We start from the raw sequence: 21928 nt of genomic DNA, 5'->3' as shown, positions 1-21928 counted from the left end.
CGATGGAAGGAAAAGCAAAAAAAAAAGAAAAAAAGGAAATGCGCTCTGGATATACCACAGGCGCATGTGCAGCGGCAACAACGAAAGCGGCATTAGTGGCATTAATAACAGGAAAGCCCCAGGCTGAAGCAACGATTTTTTTGCCAGTCGGGAAATTTGCCACCTTTGAAATGGAAAGTTGCATCGTTGAGCCTGGTCTGGCTGAAGCTGGAACAATTAAAGATGCTGGTGATGATCCAGATGCCACACATGGTGCTTTAATTATATCCACTGTTTCTTGGTGTGATAAACCTGGCATCACCCTTGATGGCGGTGTTGGAGTTGGCCGTGTTACAAAGGAAGGACTCCCAGTACCCGTCGGTGAAGCTGCAATAAATCCAGTACCGCGGAAAATGATTTATGAAACTGCTGAAGAAATTCTAACCTCTCATGGACTTACAAGAGGGATCAAAATCATTATTTCTGTCCCTGATGGTGAAAAAATGGCAGAAAAAACGCTCAATAAGCGACTTGGAATAATCGGCGGGATTTCAATTTTAGGGACTAGAGGAACTGTTATCCCATTTTCTAGTTCTGCATATATGGCAAGTATCGTGCAAGCCATAAGTGTGGCACGAGCAAGTAATTGTGACCACGTTGTAATTACTACAGGCGGACGAAGTGAAAAATTCGGGATCAAACAATATCCTGACCTTGCAGAAGAGGCATTTGTTGAAATGGGGGATTTCGTCGGCTTTACATTAAAACAATGTAAACGTCAGGGGATTAAGAAAGTATCTTTGGTTGGAATGATGGGGAAATTTTCAAAAGTAGCACAAGGCGTCATGATGGTTCATTCCAAAAGTGCACCCGTTGATTTTAACTTTTTAGCAAATGTGGCTTTTGAAGCAGGTGTTAAAGATCAACAACTGATCCAAACAATTCGGCAAGCCAATACAGCGTCACAAGTAGGTGATCTCATGCTTGAGCTTGGTTATAACGACTTTTTTACAATTCTTTGTGAATATTGCTGTACAGCTGGGTTAAAAGAAGTTGGCGGCGGGATTTCGATTGAAACAAGTTTGTACTCCATGAAGGGTACGCTACTTGGAAAGGCTGGGAAAAATGACAAAGAAGGTTAAGCTAATTGGAATAGGTGATGATGGAAAACAAAGTCTTCTTCCTATCTATGAAAAATGGATTTATGAGAGTGAAATTCTAGTAGGAGGCGAAAGGCAATTATCTTTTTTCAAAGATTATCAAGGTGAAAAAGTAGCCATTAAAGGTAGTTTACCTTCGCTAGTTACATATTTGAGCAAAGAAACTAAGAGAATTGTCGTTTTAGCATCTGGTGATCCTTTATTTTATGGAATTGGCAGTTATTTAGCCAAGAAGCTTGATGTCGAAATTTATCCTTATATAAGCTCGGTCCAGCTAGCATTTGCAAGAATGAATGAGAGCTGGCAGGATGCATTTGTACTTAGTGTTCATGGGAGAAGCATGAAAGGACTGGCCCAACGAATAAATGGGCGTAAAAAAGTAGCGCTGCTTACTGATGCTAAAAATACTCCTTCCGAAATAGCCCGGTATTTACAATCATTTGGCATGAATCAGTACAGGGCATTTGTGGCTGAAAATCTAGGCGGAGAGAATGAACGCTTTGCTTTTTATGAACTTGAAGAATTGCAGAGCCTCGAATTCTCCCCGCTTAACGTTGTTATTCTGCAAAAGATATCAGAGAGTAAAACGTACCATTTTGGAATTGATGATAAAGAGTTTTATCAAAGAAAGCCAGAAAAGGGATTACTGACAAAAAAAGAAATCCGAACGATTAGCTTAAGTGAATTAAAGCTAACAGAAAGCAGCATTGTTTGGGATATTGGAACATGTACTGGTTCTGTTGCAATTGAAGCTTGTTTGATTGCAAAAGAAGGACAGGTTTTTGCGATTGAAAAAAATGAACATGACCTTGAAAATTGCCGGCTGAATATGGTGAAATTCAAAACGGACTTTACACTGATTCATGGAAAAGCACCAAATCATTTAGAGGAATTTCCAGATCCTGATGCGATTTTTATTGGCGGTACTGCTGGGAGTATGGAGGATATTCTGACTGTTTGCTGTTCGCGTTTAAAAAAGGGCGGACGAATTGTGTTAAATGCAGTAACAATTGAAAATTTAATGCAAGCTGTTAATGGATTTAAAAGCAAAGGTTTTGAAACAAAAATTACACTCGCTCAGGTTTCCAGGAGTAAACCGATTTTAAACCTCACACGATTTGATGCATTGAATCCGATCTATATTATTACCGCACAGCATACGGAAGGGGAACAGCCATGATAGGAACATTATACGGTTTAGGCGTAGGTCCTGGTGATCCGGAGCTTCTGACAGTAAAAGCTTTTCGAAAGCTTAAGGAATCTCCAGTGATCGCATACCCTAAAAAAAGAAAAGGCAGCAAAAGCTATGCCCAGCGAATTATTGATGTGTACATAACGCCGGGAGAAAAAGAGATGTTAGGCCTTGTTTTCCCAATGACAAAGGACCCTGACATTCTTGAACGTGAATGGTCAAAAACAGTGGAGCTTGTTTGGGAAAAGCTAAAGGCAGGCAAGGATGTCGCGTTTGTTACAGAGGGTGATCCCCTTTTATACAGTACATTTATTCATATGATGAACCTTGTCAAGGTCCGCTATCCCGAAGTGAAAATTAAAACGGTGCCTGGGATTTCATCAATTAACGGTGCAGCTTCAAGACTTGGTATTGCGCTTGCAGAAGGGGATGACCATGTCGCGATCATTCCTGCAAGAGATGACTATGAAGCTATGAAAAAAGTAATCATTGAAAACGACTGCATTATTTTTATTAAGGTCGCGAAAGTAATGGATTTAATGCTGGAAATTCTTCGTGAACTGGATTTACTCGACAAAGCTTCAGTTGTGACAAAGGTAACTTCAGATGAGGAGATTATATGGGACATTCAGGAGCTGGATCGAGCAGAATTGGAATATTTAACATTAATGGTGGTGAGAAAATAATGCAAATAACAATCATAGGTGCAGGACCGGGCGACCCGGAATTAATTACTGTAAAGGGATTAAAGTTACTTCAAGAAGCCGATGTTGTACTGTATGCTGATTCATTGGTAAGCACGGAACTAATAGAACGGGCAAAACCTGAAGCAGAGATTATCAAGACAGCAGGAATGCATCTTGATGAAATGGTTGAGATCATGGTGGATCGAGTTCATGAAGGAAAAAAGGTAGTGCGCGTCCATACAGGAGATCCAGCTGTTTACGGAGCAATCATGGAGCAAATTTCTATTTTAAACAAGAAAGACGTAAGTGTTGAAATTATCCCGGGAGTTAGCTCAGTCTTTGCCTCAGCAGCAGCACTAGGTGCAGAGCTGACGATTCCTGAGTTGACACAAACAGTGATTCTAACACGTGCTGAAGGACGCACACCTGTACCTGATGCTGAGAAGCTGAGAGATTTAGCAAAACACCATTGTACAGTTGCTTTGTTTTTAAGTGCTACGCTTACAAAAAAGATTGTCAAAGAATTTCTCGATGCAGGCTGGAGAAAGGATACACCAGTCGGGGTGGTCTATAAAGCATCATGGCCTGATCAAAAAATAGTAAGATCAACCCTCGAACACCTTGATGAAGATATGCGTGCCAACGGAATACGAAAACAAGCGATGATTTTAGCGGGGTGGGCACTAGATAAGGATATTCATCAAAAAGATTTTAGGTCAAAGCTTTATGATAAAGCGTTCACACACGGATTTCGTAAAGGAGTGAAAGAATGACACTCGTCCTGGAAGAGGGAAAAAACGTATCGCTTGAACAAAAAGGAACATATGCCATTGTAGCGATTACAAAGCACGGTGTTGAACTGGCTCGTAACTTGCATGCGAAATTTCATCAGACAGATTTATTTTATATGAGTAAATTTGAGAGAGGTGATGAAGAACGAAGAAATATTTTTCTTTTTGAAGGGAATGTGCGGCTTCTTCTTCCATCACTCTTTCAATCATATAAAGGAATCATCATGATCATCTCATTAGGTGCTGTCGTACGTATGATTGCACCTCTTTTAAAAGATAAAAAAACAGATCCGGCTGTTGTCGTTATTGATGACAAAGGGAAGCATGCTATTAGTGTGTTATCCGGACATTTAGGAGGGGCAAACGAGTTAACTAAGGAAGTCGCTGATTTACTAGGTGCAGCACCTGTAATTACAACCGCATCTGACGTTCAAAAAACAATACCTGTCGATCTATTTGGGAGTAAGTTTGGCTGGGTTTGGGAAAGTGCCGAAAAATTAACTCCTGTCAGTGCATCAGTCGTAAATGAAGAACATGTTGCAATTATTCAGGAATCTGGAGAAAAAGAATGGTGGAATTACAATAGTCCCCTTCCGGAAACAATTAAAGTCTATCAATCGATTGAAGAAGCAATTCATGCTAAACCGAATGCAGCACTCGTTGTTACTCATAGAAATTTAAACAAGAATGAAGAAGCAATATTACATAATGGTGTTCTTTACCGTCCTAAAGTCATAGTACTTGGTATTGGCTGTAATAGAGGTACTTCAATGGAAGAAATCGATCAAGTCATTCATGAAACACTAAATGAGCTGCATTTTTCGATTAAAAGTGTTAAAGCTATTTGCTCTATTGATCTTAAAAAAGATGAAGAAGGGTTAATTGCTGTATCTCAAAAAAATAACTGGGAATTTATATGTTATTCATCAGAAGAATTAAATCGTGTTCAAATTGCAGAACCTTCTGAGACGGTGTTTAAATTTACTGGCGCCTATGGAGTTAGTGAGCCTGCTGCACGTTTGTACAGCGGTGCAGAATCTCTGTCGATTTGCAAGAAGAAATCAGGCAATGTAACAATATCCGTTGCAGTCATTTCCTTTTAGAGAGGTGGAATGTTAGGTGGCAGAACGAAGAATCGTGATCGCTGGTACCGGAAGCGGTGTCGGCAAAACAACATTAACAATTGGGTTAATGTCCGCATTAATTAAAAGAGGGTTAACTGTACAAGGATTCAAATGCGGACCAGATTATATTGATCCATCCTATCATACCGCTGTGACAAAACGGATTGCCCGTAATTTGGATAGTTGGATGTTATCAAAAGATACAGTTGTTGATATTTTTACACATGGAAGCCGTGGAGCGGACATTTCAATTATAGAAGGGGTTATGGGCTTTTTTGACGGAAAAAACCCGAAAACGAATCAAGGAAGTACTGCAGAGATTAGCATGATAACGAGAGCGCCTGTTTTGCTGGTTGTAAATTGTGCCAGTATGGCTCGAAGTGCAGCAGCCATTGTCAAAGGATTCCAAATATTCGCAGATGGCCCTAGGATTGAAGGAGTTATAGCAAACAAAGTTGGAAGCGAAGGACACTTTAAACTGGTAAAGACGGCAATAGAACAAGAATGTCAGGTTCCTGTTATCGGCTATTTAGGACGTGAGCTTGATATTGAAATACCAGAGAGGCATCTTGGACTTATTCCTTCTATTGAAAGAGGAAATCTTGATCCTTTTTTTGATAGATTAGGAGAGCTTGTTCTTGAAACTGTCGACATTGATAAATTACTTGAAATATCTTTAGCTTCGCCGCTGAATAAAACCGGAACATCTTCGCTTTTTGAAAAAAAAGCAGAAAAAACGGTTAAAATTGCGGTAGCAAAAGATGCGGCTTTTAATTTTTATTATCCTGAGAACTTAGAAATCCTGGAGTCTTACGGTGCTGAAATTGTTTTTTTCTCGCCATTGGCAGACGAAGCATTACCAGCTGGTGTTAATGGACTTTATCTAGGCGGAGGTTTTCCTGAAGAATTCGCTCCTGCTCTCTCAAATAATCATATTGCAAAAGACTCCATAAAACAGGCAATTGAGCAAGGATTACCAACACTTGCTGAATGTGGTGGCTTTATGTACCTGACAGATTCAATCGAAACAACCAATAAAATCAGCTACCAAATGGCAGGAGTCATTTCCGGCGATGTAAAAATGCAATCAAAACGAGCTGCATTAGGTTACAGAGAAATTAGCGGACGAAAAAATAATTTTTTAATCGGTGAGAAACAAAAAGCAAAAGGTCATGAATTTCATTATTCAACCTTCCATTCTGAAAATGAAATAGAGTATGCATATGAAACTAAAGGCATGCGCGGTACGAAGAAAGAAGGTTATTTGAAACATAACCTGGTAGCAGGGTATACTCATTTTCATTTTGCTTCTAGTTCTGAAATGGTAATGAATTGGATAGAGAGGTGCAAGGAAATTAAAGCCAATGGGTAAAGCTGTTCAATCATTTTAAAATAGGTTACGGCAATACCCAACCATCAGAAGGAAATGGATCGCTGTTTTCCTGTATCCAAAATATATAGAAAGAGAAGCTCCAGTTTCAACGTCACCCATTCCATGTAAAAGGTTACAAGATTCATATGGGGAATCGAAGCTTTATGACAATCTTGCTCCACTCCTATTAGAATGTCGAAAAGGAAGAGTTCTAACAAAGGAATATGACTATAGAGAAAAATGAAAGAAGTGAGAAATGATCATGACAAAAGGATACGTTTATCTTGTCGGGGCAGGACCGGGAGATCCGAAATTAATTACAGTTTATGGTTTGGAGTGCATCCAAAAATCTGACGTGATTTTATATGATCGATTAGTAAATAATGAGCTATTAAACCATGCCAAAAACGATGCGGAATTTATTTTTTGCGGAAAGCTTCCCGGAAAACATGAACTTATTCAAGAACAAATTCATGAACTCTTAGTTCGGTACGCACTGGAAGGGAAAACGGTGACACGATTAAAAGGCGGAGACCCATGTGTATTTGGACGTGTTGGGGAAGAAGCTGAGGTGCTGGCAGCAAGTGGTATAAAATATGAAATTGTGCCTGGCATTACCTCAGGTATCGCTGCCCCTGCCTACGCGGGAATTCCGGTTACACACCGGGACCACGCCTCTTCCTTTGCAATCGTTACAGGTCATGGCCGCGCTGAAAAGGAAGAGGATCATCTGAATTGGTCAGCCCTTGCTCAGGGAATAGATACAATTGCTTTTTACATGGGAGTAGGAAACTTACCTTATATTTGCAAAAAGTTAATCGAGAATGGAAAAAGTCAGGAAACCCCAGTAGCCGTTATCCAATGGGGGACAACGGAAAAACAGAAAACAGTCACAGGGAGCCTGAATACGATTGAAAAAGAGGCGGAGCTTGCACAAATAAAGCATCCTGCAATTATCCTTGTCGGTGATGTGGTTAAGTTAAGGGAGAAAATAAAGTGGTTTGAAGAGATGGAATTATTAAAAGACAAAGATAAAAAAAAGGTGGGGGCAGCGTGTCAATCATAACGGAATTAAAAAGTCGCAGGGCAATACGTGACTATCGTGATCATGCCGTAGAAGACGAAAAGATTAAAAAATTACTGGAAATAGCAACTTGGGCGCCAAACGATCGGATGAGAGAGCCATGGGGGTTTTATGTGATAAGAGGTGAAGCTAAAAAAAGGTATGAGAAGCTGGCAGAAGAGTTTTTGCAAGAACGTTTTCCAACAAAACCGAATTTAGTACAAAGTTCCCTGAAAGTATTAAAGAACACACCGGTACATATCGTTGTTACATCTGATATCGTTCCTGAGGATGAAGAAGCGTCTCGAGATAATGAATATGCAGTATGCTGTGCGATTCATTCAATGTGGCTGGCCGCGAAGGATCTGGGATTAGGATTTGTATGGCGGACAAGAGGCGTGGGGCTTGTTCATGATAAACGCATGTATCAGTTCATTGGTGCGCCTGAGAATAAGAAGATAATAGGGAATATTTTTATTGGATATCCAGATGAAGAGGCGTTAAAGAAGATGAAGACTTCCGCAAGAACATCCTTTGAAGAAAAAACGGTTTGGTTATAGAAAGAAGAGACAATATGAAGGAAGAACCAACAGGCTGAACCCCATTCTACAATGCGGCTGCCTCTTGTAGGAGGAAAATATTGAAAAACCTCAATCTATTTAAGCGAAGTAGATTCTATTAATTGATTATGTTTTTTGTATCCTCTAATGGTTTGGCTGATTGGAAAAAGGGGTTTTTGGCATGCAGGTGGGAAGAGGAAGGTGCAATGGCACGTTTGGCGAACTTGTTCAAGGCGTTTTATGTGAACGCCCATTTTTAATATCGCTGCCTATACCAATTCTAAGGAGTAACGCTGTTTTTATTCCTCATAACAAGAAGGGTGATATTACTGGGCCACTCTTAAATGCAAAAGCGGTAGAAGCATGCAAAAAGGTGTTTCAATGGTTTGATTTAAAAGGTGGGGGGCATTTGGAGGTTAACTCGAATATTCCGAGGGGTAAAGGGATGGCCAGTAGTTCAGCTGATGTTGTTGCTGCAATGAAGGCTGTTGCGGATAGTTACTCCATACCCTTGTCAGAAGAGATCATCTCACGGATTTCCAGTGAGATTGAGCCTACTGATGGTGTTATGTATAAAGAGGTGGTTGCATACGACTACATTCATGGCCAATTAATAGAGACGCTTGGTCCTTTACCATCCTTCGTTTTGATCGGAATGGATTTAGGAGGAACAATTAATACGCTTGAATTTAACAGACAGCCCAAACAATATAGCAAGGAGGATCAAGCCGTTTTCTTAAAGGCATATCATTTGGTTAAATTAGGAATAGAATTTCAGGATTTGTCTTTTGTTTGTCAAGCAGCGACACTAAGCGCCGGTATAAACCAAAAAATATTGCCTAAACGTTATTTTAGTGAATTTAAAAGCTTTGCTTCAAAGTACGATGGAGGACTTATCATCGCTCACAGCGGCACTGTTCTAGGGGTTTTATTGAATCCGTCTTTTGAGAATATTGGCGAAATTTCAGAAACAATTTCTAAACGTATTATCCAGTTAAGCAATCAGCCTGACATGAAACCTTTCTATTATTTTCATAGATCAGACTAGAGTAGACTAAACATAATAAATGTTCAATGAAGTTTTGCGAGATTCTGGAAAATTTAAGATAGGGAAAATTTTTTAGAAAATAGAGGAGAGAAATTTTATGTTTTCTAAAGAAGAAAAAGAATCTGTTTATAAAGTGATTTACAGGAGGAGAGATATTAGAAGCTTTCTGTCTGCCCCTATTTCTAAAGATATTATACATAGAATATTAAACGCTGCTCATCATGCACCTTCAGTTGGATTTATGCAGCCTTGGAATTTCATAATCATTTCTTCTGATGAAATAAAAGAAAAATTAGCTTGGGCAGCAGACAAGGAAAGACGAGCATTAGCTATTCATTATGATGGGGAAAGAGAAACAAGATTTCTTGGTTTAAAAGTGGAAGGTTTAAAAGAAGCTCCAATCACAATATGTGTAACTTGCGACCCTGCAAGAGGAGGTTCACATGTATTAGGGCGAAATTCAATTCCTGAAACAGATATTCTTTCAACAGCATGTGCCATTCAAAATATGTGGTTGGCAGCATGTGCTGAAGGGCTTGCCTTAGGGTGGGTAAGTTTTTATAAAAAGAATGATATTCGTGACATATTAGATATCCCGCTGCATATTGATCCTATCGCTCTTCTATCTATTGGTTATACGGATGAATATCCGGAGAAACCTATTTTAGAATTAGCTAATTGGGAAAAAAGGCAGCCTCTAGCAAAGCTTATCTATGAGAATAAATGGGGAGAAAACAAACATCAAGGTGATTGAAACACATAATTATTTAACAGTGAAGGTGTCCTAAGGTGGACTTAATAGGGAAATGTGGTGTGAATCCAGAACTTTCCCCGCAGCTGTAAATGCGAACGCACTGTAATTTTATTTTATGGGAAGGCCTTAAAGCAGGGTGATTCATAAATCAGGAGATCTGCCTTTATTGCTTCGGGAATTGAGAGGGCGGGACGAGAAGTGCTTTTAAGTATATCCTTTTTTCTCGTTTTAGTTTAAGTTCGCTCATGGTTTCGGTGGGCGTTTTTTATTTGTCTTAATTTCTGCATTTCGAATCAGTGAATCTTTCGAGTGGAAGACAGAGCTGAAGAATTAATCACTGCCATTAAAACCGATATGAACGAGAATCGAAACGAAATTAGGTAACATCGAGGACCCAGTTAACGTATTTGTTTATGATAGTGGTGAAAAAGAGCCATTTACTTCTGCTCAAAACTTTTTCAAGGTGGCGTGCCATGGTATTGTCATCCACTTTCTTTTTCCTATTTATAAGTATATACTGATGGTATGAAAAGGAGGTGAATGCATGCAGCAGATGATCTTAGAATTTACACATGATTTGGCGACATATTTATCGCTGTTAAGCTTTTTCTTTACTGTAGCAGCCATGTTTGCTTTCGGCTACTTGCTGAATCAATCATTAAAGAAGCATCCGTTTTTAAAGCCGGTCATGAAAAAAGAGCAGGAGAATCAATTTCCCTCGCAGCGGATGCAAAATGAAACGAATGCCATATCCATATGGATTACCAGACAAATGAGGCGGTATGATTCAGGTGATGATGTACCATCTAATATCCTTCTTGGAAGTTTAGCTCAAAATGGAAAACACCAAGGAGGATTTAAATGGAAAAGAAAGCTGCATTCATTTCACGGAAAACATCACTCATACTGTTAGGAATTACACTGCTGATTTTACTGAGCGGCTGCCAGCAGGCAAATGGAAACATTCAGGATATTACAGGCCAGACACCTGGTTTTTTTAATCACTATATTGTGTATCCCTTCTCTGTATTGCTTACAACATTTGCGGACTGGTTTCAAGGAAGCTACGGATTGTCAATTATCCTGGTCACGCTGTTGATCAGATTCTTGCTTTTGCCATTTGCTTTAAAGCAGTCAAAAGATCAGATGCATATGAAAAGCAAAATGGAAAAAGCACAGCCTGAATTAAAAGCACTGCAGGAAAAAATGAAAAAAGCAAAAGATGCTGAAACAAAGAAGAAGATTCAGCAGGAAACGATGAAGATTTATCAAAAGCATAATATTAATCCGCTGGCTGCTTTGGGAGGGTGCTTGCCTCTTCTTATACAGCTGCCGTTTCTGACAGGCTTTTATTATGCCATTCAAAGAACTCCTGAAATCGCTGAGCATTCGTTTTTATGGTTCAATTTGGGCAGTCCTGATTTAACATTGACTCTTTTAGCTGCCGGGATCTATTTTTTACAGTCAAGAGTTACATTAATCGGTCTTGATGAGGCGCAGAGAAAGCAAATGGCGATGTTCAGCTATCTCTCGCCAATCATGATTGGCATATTTTCTCTGACAGCACCTGCTGCATTGCCTCTATACTGGACGATCGGCGGAATCTTTGTCATCCTTCAAACATTGCTTACAAAGAAGCTATTTCAAGCAGAACCAAGCTCATTATCAATAGCGAAATCATAACACCCAGGGCCAATTCTAAGTGAATTGGCCTTTTTTGCTGCTTAAAAAAGGGTTTGCTGCTTATCAGGCAGAATGTAATAGATGACATAAATGAAAACAACTAAAGGAGTAACCAAATGAGATCAGATGTGTTTCAAAAAACAATCACAAAAGTAATAGATGTCAATCTGTCCTACCTTTTAAAACTTCCAGCAGGATATGAAGAAGGAACTGGAGAGGTACCGCTTGTTTTGTTCCTTCACGGAGCCGGGGAACGGGGAACAGATCCAGAGCATGTAAAAAAAATAGGTCTGCCGGAAGTCGTTGATAAAGGAGACTATCCGTTTATTCTCCTTGCACCTCAATGTCCAATTTCCACTGCAAGGATAGCAAATTGGATCATGGAATTAGATGGTGTGTCTGCACTTCTAAAAGAGGTTATTAAAACGCATCGCGTCGACCTCAAGCGAATATATTTAACAGGGATGAGTATGGGAGCTTATGGGGCTTTTGAGCTTGCATCAAGGATGCCTGATCTATTTGCTGCATTAGCGCCTATTTGCGGGGGAGGCTGCCCTGAAAAAGCAGAGCGGTTAAAAGAAATTCCAACATGGATCTTTCATGGGGAAAGAGACGATGTTATCCCAATCAGGGAAAGCTTGGATATGGTGAATGCTATTAAAACTGCGGGAGGGAATGTAACGTTTACTTCTTACCCTGAAGCAGGTCATGACTCTTGGACAGCTGCCTACAATGATCCTGAGTTTTTTTCATGGCTTCTGAAGCAAAGTAAATAAAAAAGGAGACGCTGTAAAAACAGTCGTCTCCTTGCGTTTTGAGGCGAAAAACCACATGACCACATTCATGTGTGCGGAAAACCGCATGTCCTTCGACTTACACAAATCAGCTCATCGCTCTAGTAATATACCATTTAATCCATCTGTACACAAGCTTTTTTTATGAAAATAAATGCTGATTGGAGGTAAAGCTTTATGAATTTAAAAAAGTTCACCAAAGATTTTAAAGAATTCTCATTGGAACATGGCTGGAAAGTCGTGATGCATAAAGAACACGAGCTTTTCAGAAGCAAGGATAAATATGCGATTATTGATGCCGAAGATGATGTGCTCTTAAAGTTTTACCTTGAAAATGAGGATGTCGTTTGCTTTAAGAAAACCATTTGGAATTTGGACTGTAAGATAAATAGCGCTTCAAAAGTGATTACCGTTTTTAATGAACCGGAAGTTTTTGATGAATAGTCTTCCTTCATTGATTGGATTCTTTTTTGCGAAACAGCAGCTGAAAAATCTATTTTCCTTTTTTAATAATACAATTTATGTTGACAAGCTCATGTCTCAAATGTTTAAATTATCTATAAATTAATGGAACGTAACGTTGATGGGAAGCAAAGTAATCTTATTGTCACTGTTTTAGAGAGCTGATGGTTGGTGGAAATCAGTACATACAAAAAAGATGAATTTCGGTCCCTGAGTTTTAATTTCGACCTATTGGAAGGGATTAACGGGTTGTCCCGATATAGACTTCAGAGCCGGAGAATGATTTTATTCTCAACTAGGGTGGTACCGCGATGAATAGTCGCCCCTATATTTTTATAGGGGCGGCTTTTTTGCGTTTTCATTAATAATATAGAAACTTTAAAGAGGTGCAACATGAAAGAAAATCAGCAGTGGTCTTCAAAACTAGGATTTATTTTATCTGCAGCAGGATCTGCCATCGGACTTGGAGCAATTTGGAAATTTCCGTATATTGCAGGGGTAAGCGGCGGGGGCGCGTTCTTTTTCATTTTCCTGTTGTTCACGATCCTGCTTGGATTGCCTTTGCTGCTTGCAGAGTTTGCAATCGGGCGAAGCACACAAAGTGATGCGATTGAATCTTATAAAAAAATTGCACCGGATTCAAAATGGTATTCTATTGGATACCTGGGCATGATTACTTGCTTTGTCCTGCTCTCCTTTTATAGTGTCATTGGCGGATGGATCATTTTATATTTAGTTAAAGCGATATCAGGAGAATTGAATGGACTTAATCAGCAGCAGTATGGGGAGTTATTTGGTGCTACGATTTCAAATCCGCTGCTTAGCGTTGGAGCCCACCTTGTATTTATGATCATAACCATTGCCGTTGTTGCAAAGGGTGTACAAAATGGGATTGAACGTACAAGCAAAATTATGATGCCGGCCTTATTTCTATTATTTTTAGTGCTGATATTCCGTTCCATTACACTAGAAGGTGCAATGGAAGGTGTAAAATTTTTATTTTATCCTGATTTTTCAAAATTAACTTCTGAAGCCATTCTTGCAGCACTTGGACAATCCTTTTTTACACTAAGTGTGGGTGTCTCAGTTATGCTTACCTATAGTTCATACTTGCCAAAGGATTCGAATTTGCCGCAATCTGCGATCTCGATTGTAGGTATGAATATATTTATCGTTGTTATGGCAGGATTAGCTATTTTCCCGGGAGTCTTTTCATTTGGACTGAAGCCTGATGCAGGTCCTGTCTTATTATTTAATGTACTTCCGACCGTTTTTAATCAAATGACATTTGGAATGGCATTTTTCGTTGCCTTCCTGCTGCTTTTCTTATTTGCTTCTCTAACATCAGCTTTTTCGATGCTTGAAATTATTGTATCTGTGATTTCTAAAGGTGATGCTGACAAACGGATTAAATGGTCGTGGATCATTGGAATGCTTATATTCGCAGTTGGAGTGCCATCTGCTTTATCCTTTGGAATCTGGAGTGAAGTAAGCATTTTCGGAAAATCAATTTTTGATGCAGCCGATTATTTGGTCAGCAACATTCTGATGCCGATTGGCGCTTTGCTGATCTCCATCTTTGTTCCTTTGAAAATGAAAAAATCCATGCTTTACTCAGAACTTGCTAACGGTTCGTCTTTATCTAAAGGACTCTTTAACACTTGGTTCTTTTTAATGAGATATGTAGTTCCAATCGCTATTTTCCTCGTTTTGCTGGATGTTTTGGGAATCTGGAAACTGCTTTCCCGTTAAATCAGCTCTATCAAGTTTGCCCTCCTTATGTTAAAATTGGTAAAATTCAGTATATGGAGGGAATCAGCTTGGAGCACTTATCATTATTTATAATCATGTCTATTTTATTAATTTTATTGCCTGGACCTGATACAGCCATCGCTACTAAGAATACAATCACTGGCGGGAGGGCAGGAGGAATGAAAACAGTGTTCGGGACTTTGACAGCACTTTTAATTCATACTTTTGCAGCAGTATTAGGTTTATCAGCCCTTATTGTCAAATCAGCTTTTCTCTTCTCAATCCTGAAGTACGCGGGAGCTTGCTACCTCATTTATTTAGGACTTAAATCTCTATGGACTCTAAAAAAAACGCGCAGAATACAAGACAGCGAAGAACAAAAGCCTGAAAAGCAAGCCAACTGTTACAGGCAGGGATTTTTGACTAATCTCCTAAACCCTAAGGTAGCTGTTTTCTTTTTAACCTTTTTGCCGCAATTTTTGGAGCCGGGATCGAATACTTTTACACAGTTTATGATCATGGGATTAACGTACACAATTCTTACTTTTATTTGGTTTATTATTTATATATATTTGATTCATCAATTGAGTGCCTTCATGAAAAAGCCTGCTGTACAAAAGTGGATGGAAGGCATAACCGGAGCAGTACTCATAGGATTTGGCATTAAATTAGCAATGGAAAGAAAGTAAAGACATCATTTACGGTGTCTTTTTTATGTTTGGCTGAACATCTGGCTTCTGTGAAAATACTTTTAGCACAATAGGTACCCTTTCACCCTGGACTACTTCCGACAAATTTACGTGTGGGTATTGTTTCTCAGCGAGAACTAGTCCCTGCTCCAACATTGATAAGTGTATTAGCTGTACCTTTTCAATGGGTAAATATCCTGCCTCTTGTTAAACCGGATTGGAAAACAGTACTTGACACGATTTTCCTAACTAAAATAACGTTTCCATTCGGAGAGCTGGCTGTATTCCTCATGATATTTCCATTTGTAAATAATCAGATGTTTTTATTGAGGTGGATGGCAATACTTCTCATCGTGATTTTACTGATAAAGACAAGGGTAAACAATAAGAAAAATAAGAATGCAGCTGTTTAATAAGAGATAATTTGTTGCAATTCAAGCTCGAGAAGAGTAGACTTTGTATCATAAAATCAAATAAATCGGGAGCTTGTGGAATCAGGCTGAGAGTACGGCTAACTGCCGTAGACCGAATGAACCTGTTGGATAATGCCAGCGCAGGGATGTGATTCAGGGATACATATGAGCACTTTGCCGCGGCAGAGTGCTCTTTATTTTTGGGGAGGGAAAAAAATGCTGGAACCTAAAACGATTGATGCGATTCTAGAAAAATTAAGAAAAGAAAAACCTCTGGTGCACAATATTACAAACGTTGTGGTAACGAATTTTACAGCAAATGGCCTGTTGGCAATCGGAGCATCGCCGGTCATGGCTTACGCCAAGGAAGAAGTGGCGGATATGGCGAAAATTGCAGGGGCACTTGTATTAAATATTGGTACCTTAAACGAAGAAAATGTAGAAGCGATGCTGCTTGCAGGGAAATCTGCCAATAAGCATGGCGTGCCAGTCATTTTTGATCCAGTTGGTGCAGGCGCAACAAAATACCGTACAGAAACAGCGCAAATAATCGTAAGAGAACTGGACATCGCTGCAGTTAGAGGGAATGCTGCTGAAGTGGCAAATGTCGTTGGTGAGAGCTGGTCGATAAAAGGAGTCGACTCCGGTGACGGCGAAGGAGACTTAATCGCACTTGCTGTAAAGGCTGCAAAGCAGTTTAACACGATTGCGGTCATTACAGGAAAACAAGATGTTGTTTCAGATGGAGAAACAACATATATATGCAAAAATGGTCATTCTCTTCTAACAAGAGTAACAGGTGCGGGCTGCTTGCTCACCTCTGTTATCGGCGCATTTTGCGCCGTTGAAAAAGACTATGTTCGTGCTTCTGCTGCAGCATTAGCTGTTTACGGGAGTGCTGCCGAACTTGCAGCTGAAGGAATGGAAGGTCCCGGAAGCTTTCAAATCGAGTTTTTAAACAAGCTTTATAACATTTCAGCAAATGATATTCAAAAACTTTCTGCACTTGAGGAGGTTAACCATGTCAATCTCTAAAGCACTGACGATTGCAGGCTCTGACAGCGGCGGGGGAGCAGGAATACAAGCGGATCTAAAAACGTTTCAGGAATTGAATGTTTATGGAATGTCTGCCATTACAGCGGTTACCGCTCAAAACTCACTAGGTGTGCATGGTGTGTTTCCATTAACTTCGGACGAGGTTGTGCAGCAGATTGAAGCGATTGGCTCAGACTTTGGAGCTGATGCCATTAAAACCGGAATGCTGTTTAATAGTGAAATTATAGAAGCAGTCTCTGAACAAATAAAGAGGTTCAATTGGAGCAAAGTGATTGTAGATCCCGTCATGATAGCCAAAGGCGGTGCTTCATTATTGCAGGATGAAGCAGTGGAAGCATTGAAAAATCATTTGCTGCCGCTTGCTTTGGTCATTACTCCTAACATTCCAGAAGCTGAAGTGCTGACGGGTTTAACTATTCACAATCTCGATGATCGTCAGACTGCAGCCAAAATCCTGCACTCTTTCGGCGTGAAAAATGTTGTGATTAAGGGGGGGCATGCTGAAAATGAGGAACAGTTAGTAGATTTGTTATTTGATGGAACAGAGTTCAGCTATTTTACAAGTGAACGTATTCATACAAAAAATACGCACGGAACAGGCTGTACCTTCGCAGCTTCCATCACAGCCGAGATCGCAAAAGGAAAGTCAATTTATCATTCGGCAGAAACCGCCGTTGCATTCATCCGGGAAGCGATAAAAGAAGATCTTAAATTAGGACAGGGCCATGGACCTACAAATCATTGGGCATATCAAAAGAAAAAGAGGGGACCTTTGTATGTGGAATGAGGAAGTGCGTGCGAAACTTCAGCTTTATTTTATTATGGGCAGCACAAACTGTACGGAAGACCCTGAAAAAGTCCTGTTCCAAGCAATAAATGGAGGCATATCCATGTTTCAGTTCCGGGAAAAAGGAACGGATGCTTTAACAGGCACCGAAAAAAAGAACCTGGCAAGAAAACTGCAGAAACTTTGTAAGGACCATGGAATCCCATTTATCATAAATGATGACATAGAACTTGCTCTTGCACTTAATGCAGATGGAGTTCATATCGGGCAGGATGATGAAGATGCCGGAACAGTAAGAAAGATTTTAGGCGAGGGAAAAATAGTTGGTGTCTCAGCCCATACCCTTGCAGAAGTAGAGAAGGCTATCGATGATGGAGCCGATTATATCGGAGCAGGGCCTATTTACCCTACGCTTACAAAAACAGATGCAGAACCTGTTAAGGGGACTTCTCTTCTAGAAGAAGTAAGAAACTGCGGTATTTTGATTCCGATTGTAGGAATTGGAGGCATTACAGCTGAAAATGCACGTGCAGTTATTGAAGCAGGTGCTGACGGGGTCTCGGTGATTACATCGATAAGTCTTGCTGAAGATGTCTATAAAAGCGCGGCTGCTTTGAAGAAATCTGTATCTTGAATAGGAGAGTAATAGAAAACGTGCAAATCTTGATGATCATTTGCACGTTTTCTTATTGTTTTGATTTTTTAACGTACGATCCAGTTCGATTTCTTTTCCGATTCCGATAACATTAAATCTAGTATGGTTCTTCTGTAAATTTCTCATGAATACTGGATTACTGGAATATTAAGGCGGTTCAGAAGGATTCGGAGAAAATACATAGAATAAAAGATGAAGAAGTCCCCTAAATTTTTTATAATAATATTATGTAAACTGGAGCGAGTAAAATGATTAAGCACTTAAACCACAAAGAATACTGCACAGCAGAAAAAATTCTGAGAATTCAAATCCCAGCCTACCAAATTGAAGCTGATTTGATAGGGTTCAGAGATATCCCCCAGCTTAAAGAAACAGCAAAAGACATAGCTGATTCAGAAGAAACCTTTATAGGCTGCATAATCGATAATGAAATACGCGGAGTTCTATCTTATGAAATGGATGCAGAGTCCCTGAATATTTGCAGACTAGTCATACATCCAAATTACTTTCGATTAGGGATCGCATCAACTTTGCTAGATTATTTATTAAAACAGAATACGAATAAAAGAGTAAAAGTGTCTACTGGCACAAAAAATATCCCGGCCATAACACTTTATCAATCATTTAAATTTATGAAAACAGGAGAGATTGAAGTTGCACCTGAAGTAAGGATCACTGTACTAGAAAAATGGAGGACAGATTAAATTCTGTTCTTTTTTTTGTGAATAAATGGAAAGGAAGTATATGTAGGTATGATGTGCTAGAATTCATTCTTGTTATTAGAAAATGCATAGGCAGGAATGACTGATTTTTCAGAGTTCATTGACATTGATAATCATTTTCAATTAATATTCATATGTATTCACTAACAAGACAGTAAGGAGCTGAATCATATAGAAAACGTAAATGAATTTGAAGCCATCATAGAAGATGGGGAGTTAAATCATACCATTTCTCTTCGGCAGGTCAAAATAACAGATTTTAAAGTTTTATTCAACTGGATGCATCAGCCGCATATCGCACCTTTTTGGAAGCTGAATGTAAGTGAAGAAGAGTTTAAGGCTTATTTAGAACGCACCGTTAAAGCAGAGCACAAACGAGTTTTTCTATGTTTTTTAGATGACAGGCCGGCTGGCTATTTGATTGCGTATTCTATCCAGCATGATTCTATAAGGAACTATTATCAAGCTGAACCAGGTGATCTTGGGATGCATTTATTAATTGGGCCAAGAGAGCTTTTGAATAAAGAGCATGGCTTAATGATTGTGAGGGCAATGACTGCATTTCTTATGAAAAAATTCGGATCCAGCAGAATCATTGGCGAACCTGATATAAGAAACAGGATCGTCATTCCAATCTTAAAAGAGATTGGCGGATATGTTGCGGATACCATTCAGCTTCCTCATAAAAGAGCTGCCCTCGTTATAGGTGAAAATAATCGTTTTAATAATTATATGTCCAGCAAGAATGTAAACTTTATCATGCTTCCAAGTGAAGATAAGGATCTATTAAATGAAAAGGCAGGAGCGTTATGTGAAAACCCATCTCCCAATTGATGATGATATGAAAGAGCTGCTGGATAAAATAGGTGCTAGAATGGGTGAACTCAAACATCCTCCATTAAGCGACTTATCGGCTGAGCAGTCAAGGTATTATTATAAGGAAGCACGAACATTCTTTCAAAAGATTGAAATGAATGACATTATGATTTACAACGAAAAAATTGAATCCGCTGATCATCAAATCCCTGTAAGAATTTATCAGCCTTCATCGGTAAAAATGATGCCAGTATTGGTATTTATGCATGGCGGCGGGTGGGTTTTTGGAGATCTCGACAGTGCCGATTCTATGTGCCGATATCTTGCAAAACACGCGAATTGTGTGATCGTATCCGTCGGTTACCGGCTTGCGCCAGAGCACCCGTTTCCTGCAGCGCTTATGGATGTTCTTGCCGTTTCAGAATGGGTGCCTCAAAACATATCTAAATGGAATGGTGATCCAGCCCAACTTGCAATTGGAGGAGAATCTTCCGGGGCAAACCTTGCAGCTGCAGCAGTACTTTGGCTGAAGGATCAAGGAAAGCAAGCATTTACAATGCAGTTTTTAATCACTCCTGTTTTGAATCACCATTTTTACACAGAGTCTTATCAATCAGACTATTCGTTTAATCTGACGAAAGAGAAAATGGAATGGTTCTGGAATCATTATTTAAGCAATCAAGAGCAGGGGAAGAATCCATATGCATCTCCGCTGCTTGCAATAAATTCTGTAAATGTGCCTCCGGCAATGATTGTAACTGTTGAATACGATCCGTTAAGAGATGAAGGGAAGCAATATGCTGAAAAACTTCAAGATTCAGGAGTTCCTGTCACATATTTGTACTATGAACAGTTAGTTCACAGCTTCCCAAATATGATTGGACAAGTAAACAGGGCGGATCTTGCGATGATAGATTTGACAAACCAGCTTAAAATTTTGCTGAGAAAAAATTTTTAATTTTTTTAAATGAGAATGAGAATTATTTTCAAATAAGAAAGGTGATTATTCATGCTAACAAATGAATTTTTTTTAAGCAGCCAGCGCAAGAGAGAATCAAATGCAAGATCTTATCCGCGCAGAATTCCAATCGCGATCAGTGAGGCAGAAGGGATTTATGTGAAGGATGTTGAGAATAAAACCTACATAGATTGCTTGGCAGGAGCAGGTACTCTTGCACTTGGACATAATCATCCTGTTGTTATAGAAGCAATGGAAAATGTGATAAAAGGCAAGCGTCCGCTCCATACGCTGGATATTACTACACCAATGAAAGAGGAGTTTGTGGAGGAGCTGTTTGACGCTCTTCCGAAAAAAATTGCTGAACATGCAAAAATCCAATTTTGCGGACCATCAGGATCAGATGCTGTTGAGGCCGCTATGAAACTCGTGAAAACAGCAACCGGCAGAGGCGGCATGCTTTCTTTCCAAGGCGGATATCACGGCATGACAAATGGCTCTCTTAGTCTAATGGGAAACCTTGGTCCTAAAAGCAAAATACCCAATTTAATGTCAGACGTACACTTTCTTCCTTATCCATATTCATACCGCTGCCCATTTGGCATTGGGGGAGACGACGGGGCGGCAATCGGCTCTACATTTATTGAGCGCACTCTGAACGATCCTGAATCCGGTATTGTGAAGCCCGCAGGCATGGTCATGGAAATCGTGCAAGGGGAGGGAGGCGCCATTCCAGCTCCTGATGAATGGGTGAGACAAGTACGGAATATTACTAAAGAACAGCAAATTCCTCTCATTATCGATGAAGTGCAGACGGGATTTGGACGCACCGGAAAAATGTTTGCCTTTGAACATGCTGACATCAATCCTGATGTTGTTGTTCTTTCAAAAGCAATCGGCGGAACCCTTCCTTTAGCGGTTGTAGTCTATCATAAAGATCTTGATCAATGGGACCCGGGTGCGCATTCAGGCACATTCCGCGGAAATCAGATTGCAATTGCTGCCGGAACAGCAACAATGAAATATATTAAGCAGGAAAAGCTTGAAGAACAGGCAGCTCTGCTTGGAGAGTTTTTAATGCTCCGTTTGAAAAAGATGAAGCAAGAAGTATCATCTATAGGAGATGTTCGGGGATTAGGACTGATGGTTGGCGCTGAAATTGTAGATAAAACAGCAGCTGCAGATGCCATCGGAAGTTATCCTGCTCATCCGAAGCTCGCGAAGCTTATTCAGCAGGAATGCTTCAAACGGGGCCTTATCCTAGAGCTTGGGGGGCGCTTCGGCAGCGTGGTTCGTTTCTTGCCGCCGCTGATTATTACAAGAGAACAGCTAGACACAGTATGTGATATATTCTTCGATTCTATTAAAGCTGCAGAAAGAACGCTCAGCCCAAGTTTAGTTTAGGATGTGGA

General features: G+C 39.8%; 24 protein-coding genes, 2 riboswitches and 1 other annotated feature. All 24 genes read left to right on the top strand.

Translation table 11 applies throughout. The features are described 5' to 3' along the window. Positions 1 to 2: 2 nt before the first annotated feature. The 24 genes from LIT25_13685 to LIT25_13570 all read left to right on the top strand — a co-directional run bounded on the left by LIT25_13685 (position 3) and on the right by LIT25_13570 (position 21920). Entirely contained in the window at positions 3 to 1121 is a 1119-nt protein-coding gene (locus LIT25_13685; GenBank protein ID USK31726.1) for a cobalt-precorrin-5B (C(1))-methyltransferase, read from the top strand. Further along, a complete protein-coding gene (gene cbiE / locus LIT25_13680) occupies positions 1105 to 2319 on the top strand; it encodes a precorrin-6y C5,15-methyltransferase (decarboxylating) subunit CbiE (protein ID USK31725.1) in 1215 nt (404 codons plus the stop codon). Before LIT25_13685 ends, cbiE begins: the two co-directional genes overlap by 17 nt. Continuing rightward, positions 2316 to 3017, top strand: coding sequence for a precorrin-2 C(20)-methyltransferase (gene cobI / locus LIT25_13675; GenBank protein ID USK31724.1), 702 nt, complete (start codon positions 2316 to 2318; stop codon positions 3015 to 3017). The genes cbiE and cobI overlap by 4 nt, the downstream gene beginning before the upstream one ends. Then, on the top strand, positions 3017 to 3790 hold the full coding sequence (gene cobM, locus LIT25_13670; protein USK31723.1) for a precorrin-4 C(11)-methyltransferase: 774 nt from the start codon (positions 3017 to 3019) through the stop codon (positions 3788 to 3790). Before cobI ends, cobM begins: the two co-directional genes overlap by 1 nt. Continuing rightward, positions 3787 to 4911, top strand: coding sequence for a cobalamin biosynthesis protein (locus LIT25_13665; protein ID USK31722.1), 1125 nt, complete (start codon positions 3787 to 3789; stop codon positions 4909 to 4911). Before cobM ends, LIT25_13665 begins: the two co-directional genes overlap by 4 nt. Before the next feature lie 16 nt (positions 4912 to 4927). Further along, positions 4928 to 6304: a cobyrinate a,c-diamide synthase gene (locus tag LIT25_13660; protein USK31721.1), complete on the top strand. Its 1377-nt coding sequence runs from the start codon at positions 4928 to 4930 to the stop codon at positions 6302 to 6304. Between the two features lie 262 nt (positions 6305 to 6566). Then, complete coding sequence (gene cobA, locus LIT25_13655; GenBank protein ID USK31720.1) at positions 6567 to 7370, top strand: uroporphyrinogen-III C-methyltransferase; 804 nt, start codon at positions 6567 to 6569, stop codon at positions 7368 to 7370. Continuing rightward, positions 7358 to 7927, top strand: coding sequence for a nitroreductase (locus tag LIT25_13650; GenBank protein ID USK31719.1), 570 nt, complete (start codon positions 7358 to 7360; stop codon positions 7925 to 7927). The genes cobA and LIT25_13650 overlap by 13 nt, the downstream gene beginning before the upstream one ends. A 160-nt stretch (positions 7928 to 8087) precedes the next feature. Then, positions 8088 to 8975, top strand: coding sequence for a kinase (locus LIT25_13645; GenBank protein ID USK31718.1), 888 nt, complete (start codon positions 8088 to 8090; stop codon positions 8973 to 8975). A gap of 97 nt (positions 8976 to 9072) precedes the next feature. Further along, the gene (gene bluB, locus LIT25_13640) at positions 9073 to 9729 is read left to right on the top strand and encodes a 5,6-dimethylbenzimidazole synthase (protein ID USK31717.1); all 657 of its coding nucleotides are present in this window, start codon (positions 9073 to 9075) and stop codon (positions 9727 to 9729) included. Positions 9730 to 9735: 6 nt separating this feature from the next. Next, positions 9736 to 9909, top strand: a riboswitch (cobalamin riboswitch). Positions 9910 to 10273: 364 nt separating this feature from the next. Next, positions 10274 to 10642 carry a hypothetical protein gene (locus LIT25_13635; protein USK31716.1) on the top strand — a complete coding sequence of 123 codons (369 nt, stop codon included), beginning with the start codon at positions 10274 to 10276 and terminating at the stop codon, positions 10640 to 10642. After that, positions 10591 to 11412, top strand: a complete 822-nt coding sequence (yidC, locus tag LIT25_13630; protein ID USK31715.1) for a membrane protein insertase YidC — start codon at positions 10591 to 10593, stop codon at positions 11410 to 11412. Before LIT25_13635 ends, yidC begins: the two co-directional genes overlap by 52 nt. Positions 11413 to 11528: 116 nt before the next feature. After that, positions 11529 to 12188 carry a prolyl oligopeptidase family serine peptidase gene (locus LIT25_13625; GenBank protein ID USK31714.1) on the top strand — a complete coding sequence of 220 codons (660 nt, stop codon included), beginning with the start codon at positions 11529 to 11531 and terminating at the stop codon, positions 12186 to 12188. Between the two features lie 195 nt (positions 12189 to 12383). Beyond that, positions 12384 to 12650 (top strand): hypothetical protein, encoded by a 267-nt coding sequence (locus LIT25_13620; GenBank protein USK31713.1) that lies wholly within the window; start codon positions 12384 to 12386, stop codon positions 12648 to 12650. A gap of 127 nt (positions 12651 to 12777) precedes the next feature. Next, positions 12778 to 12998, top strand: a binding site (T-box leader). A 63-nt stretch (positions 12999 to 13061) separates the two neighbouring features. After that, positions 13062 to 14420 (top strand): sodium-dependent transporter, encoded by a 1359-nt coding sequence (locus tag LIT25_13615; GenBank protein ID USK31712.1) that lies wholly within the window; start codon positions 13062 to 13064, stop codon positions 14418 to 14420. Between the two features lie 68 nt (positions 14421 to 14488). Beyond that, on the top strand, positions 14489 to 15109 hold the full coding sequence (locus tag LIT25_13610; protein ID USK31711.1) for a LysE family translocator: 621 nt from the start codon (positions 14489 to 14491) through the stop codon (positions 15107 to 15109). A gap of 113 nt (positions 15110 to 15222) precedes the next feature. Beyond that, positions 15223 to 15522, top strand: a complete 300-nt coding sequence (locus LIT25_13605) for a spore germination protein (protein USK31710.1) — start codon at positions 15223 to 15225, stop codon at positions 15520 to 15522. A 55-nt stretch (positions 15523 to 15577) separates the two neighbouring features. Further along, a riboswitch (TPP riboswitch) is annotated at positions 15578 to 15686 on the top strand. A 52-nt stretch (positions 15687 to 15738) separates the two neighbouring features. Further along, positions 15739 to 16557, top strand: a complete 819-nt coding sequence (thiM, locus tag LIT25_13600) for a hydroxyethylthiazole kinase (protein USK31709.1) — start codon at positions 15739 to 15741, stop codon at positions 16555 to 16557. Further along, positions 16544 to 17365 (top strand): bifunctional hydroxymethylpyrimidine kinase/phosphomethylpyrimidine kinase, encoded by an 822-nt coding sequence (thiD, locus tag LIT25_13595; GenBank protein USK31708.1) that lies wholly within the window; start codon positions 16544 to 16546, stop codon positions 17363 to 17365. Before thiM ends, thiD begins: the two co-directional genes overlap by 14 nt. Beyond that, positions 17355 to 17999, top strand: coding sequence for a thiamine phosphate synthase (gene thiE, locus LIT25_13590; GenBank protein ID USK31707.1), 645 nt, complete (start codon positions 17355 to 17357; stop codon positions 17997 to 17999). The genes thiD and thiE overlap by 11 nt, the downstream gene beginning before the upstream one ends. Positions 18000 to 18268: 269 nt before the next feature. Beyond that, positions 18269 to 18724, top strand: coding sequence for a GNAT family N-acetyltransferase (locus LIT25_13585; protein ID USK31706.1), 456 nt, complete (start codon positions 18269 to 18271; stop codon positions 18722 to 18724). A 246-nt stretch (positions 18725 to 18970) separates the two neighbouring features. Further along, positions 18971 to 19576: an acetyltransferase gene (locus LIT25_13580; GenBank protein ID USK36276.1), complete on the top strand. Its 606-nt coding sequence runs from the start codon at positions 18971 to 18973 to the stop codon at positions 19574 to 19576. Continuing rightward, positions 19554 to 20516, top strand: a complete 963-nt coding sequence (locus LIT25_13575; protein ID USK31705.1) for an alpha/beta hydrolase — start codon at positions 19554 to 19556, stop codon at positions 20514 to 20516. The genes LIT25_13580 and LIT25_13575 overlap by 23 nt, the downstream gene beginning before the upstream one ends. 51 nt (positions 20517 to 20567) lie before the next feature. After that, positions 20568 to 21920: an aspartate aminotransferase family protein gene (locus LIT25_13570; protein ID USK31704.1), complete on the top strand. Its 1353-nt coding sequence runs from the start codon at positions 20568 to 20570 to the stop codon at positions 21918 to 21920. The last annotated feature ends 8 nt before the right edge of the window (positions 21921 to 21928 follow it).

It is taken from the genome of Bacillus sp. F19, assembly GCA_023823795.1.
Lineage (GTDB): Bacteria > Bacillota > Bacilli > Bacillales > Bacillaceae > Bacillus_P.
The sequence above is the reverse complement of the archived record's forward strand: the minus strand, read 5'-3'. Positions and strand labels throughout refer to the sequence as shown.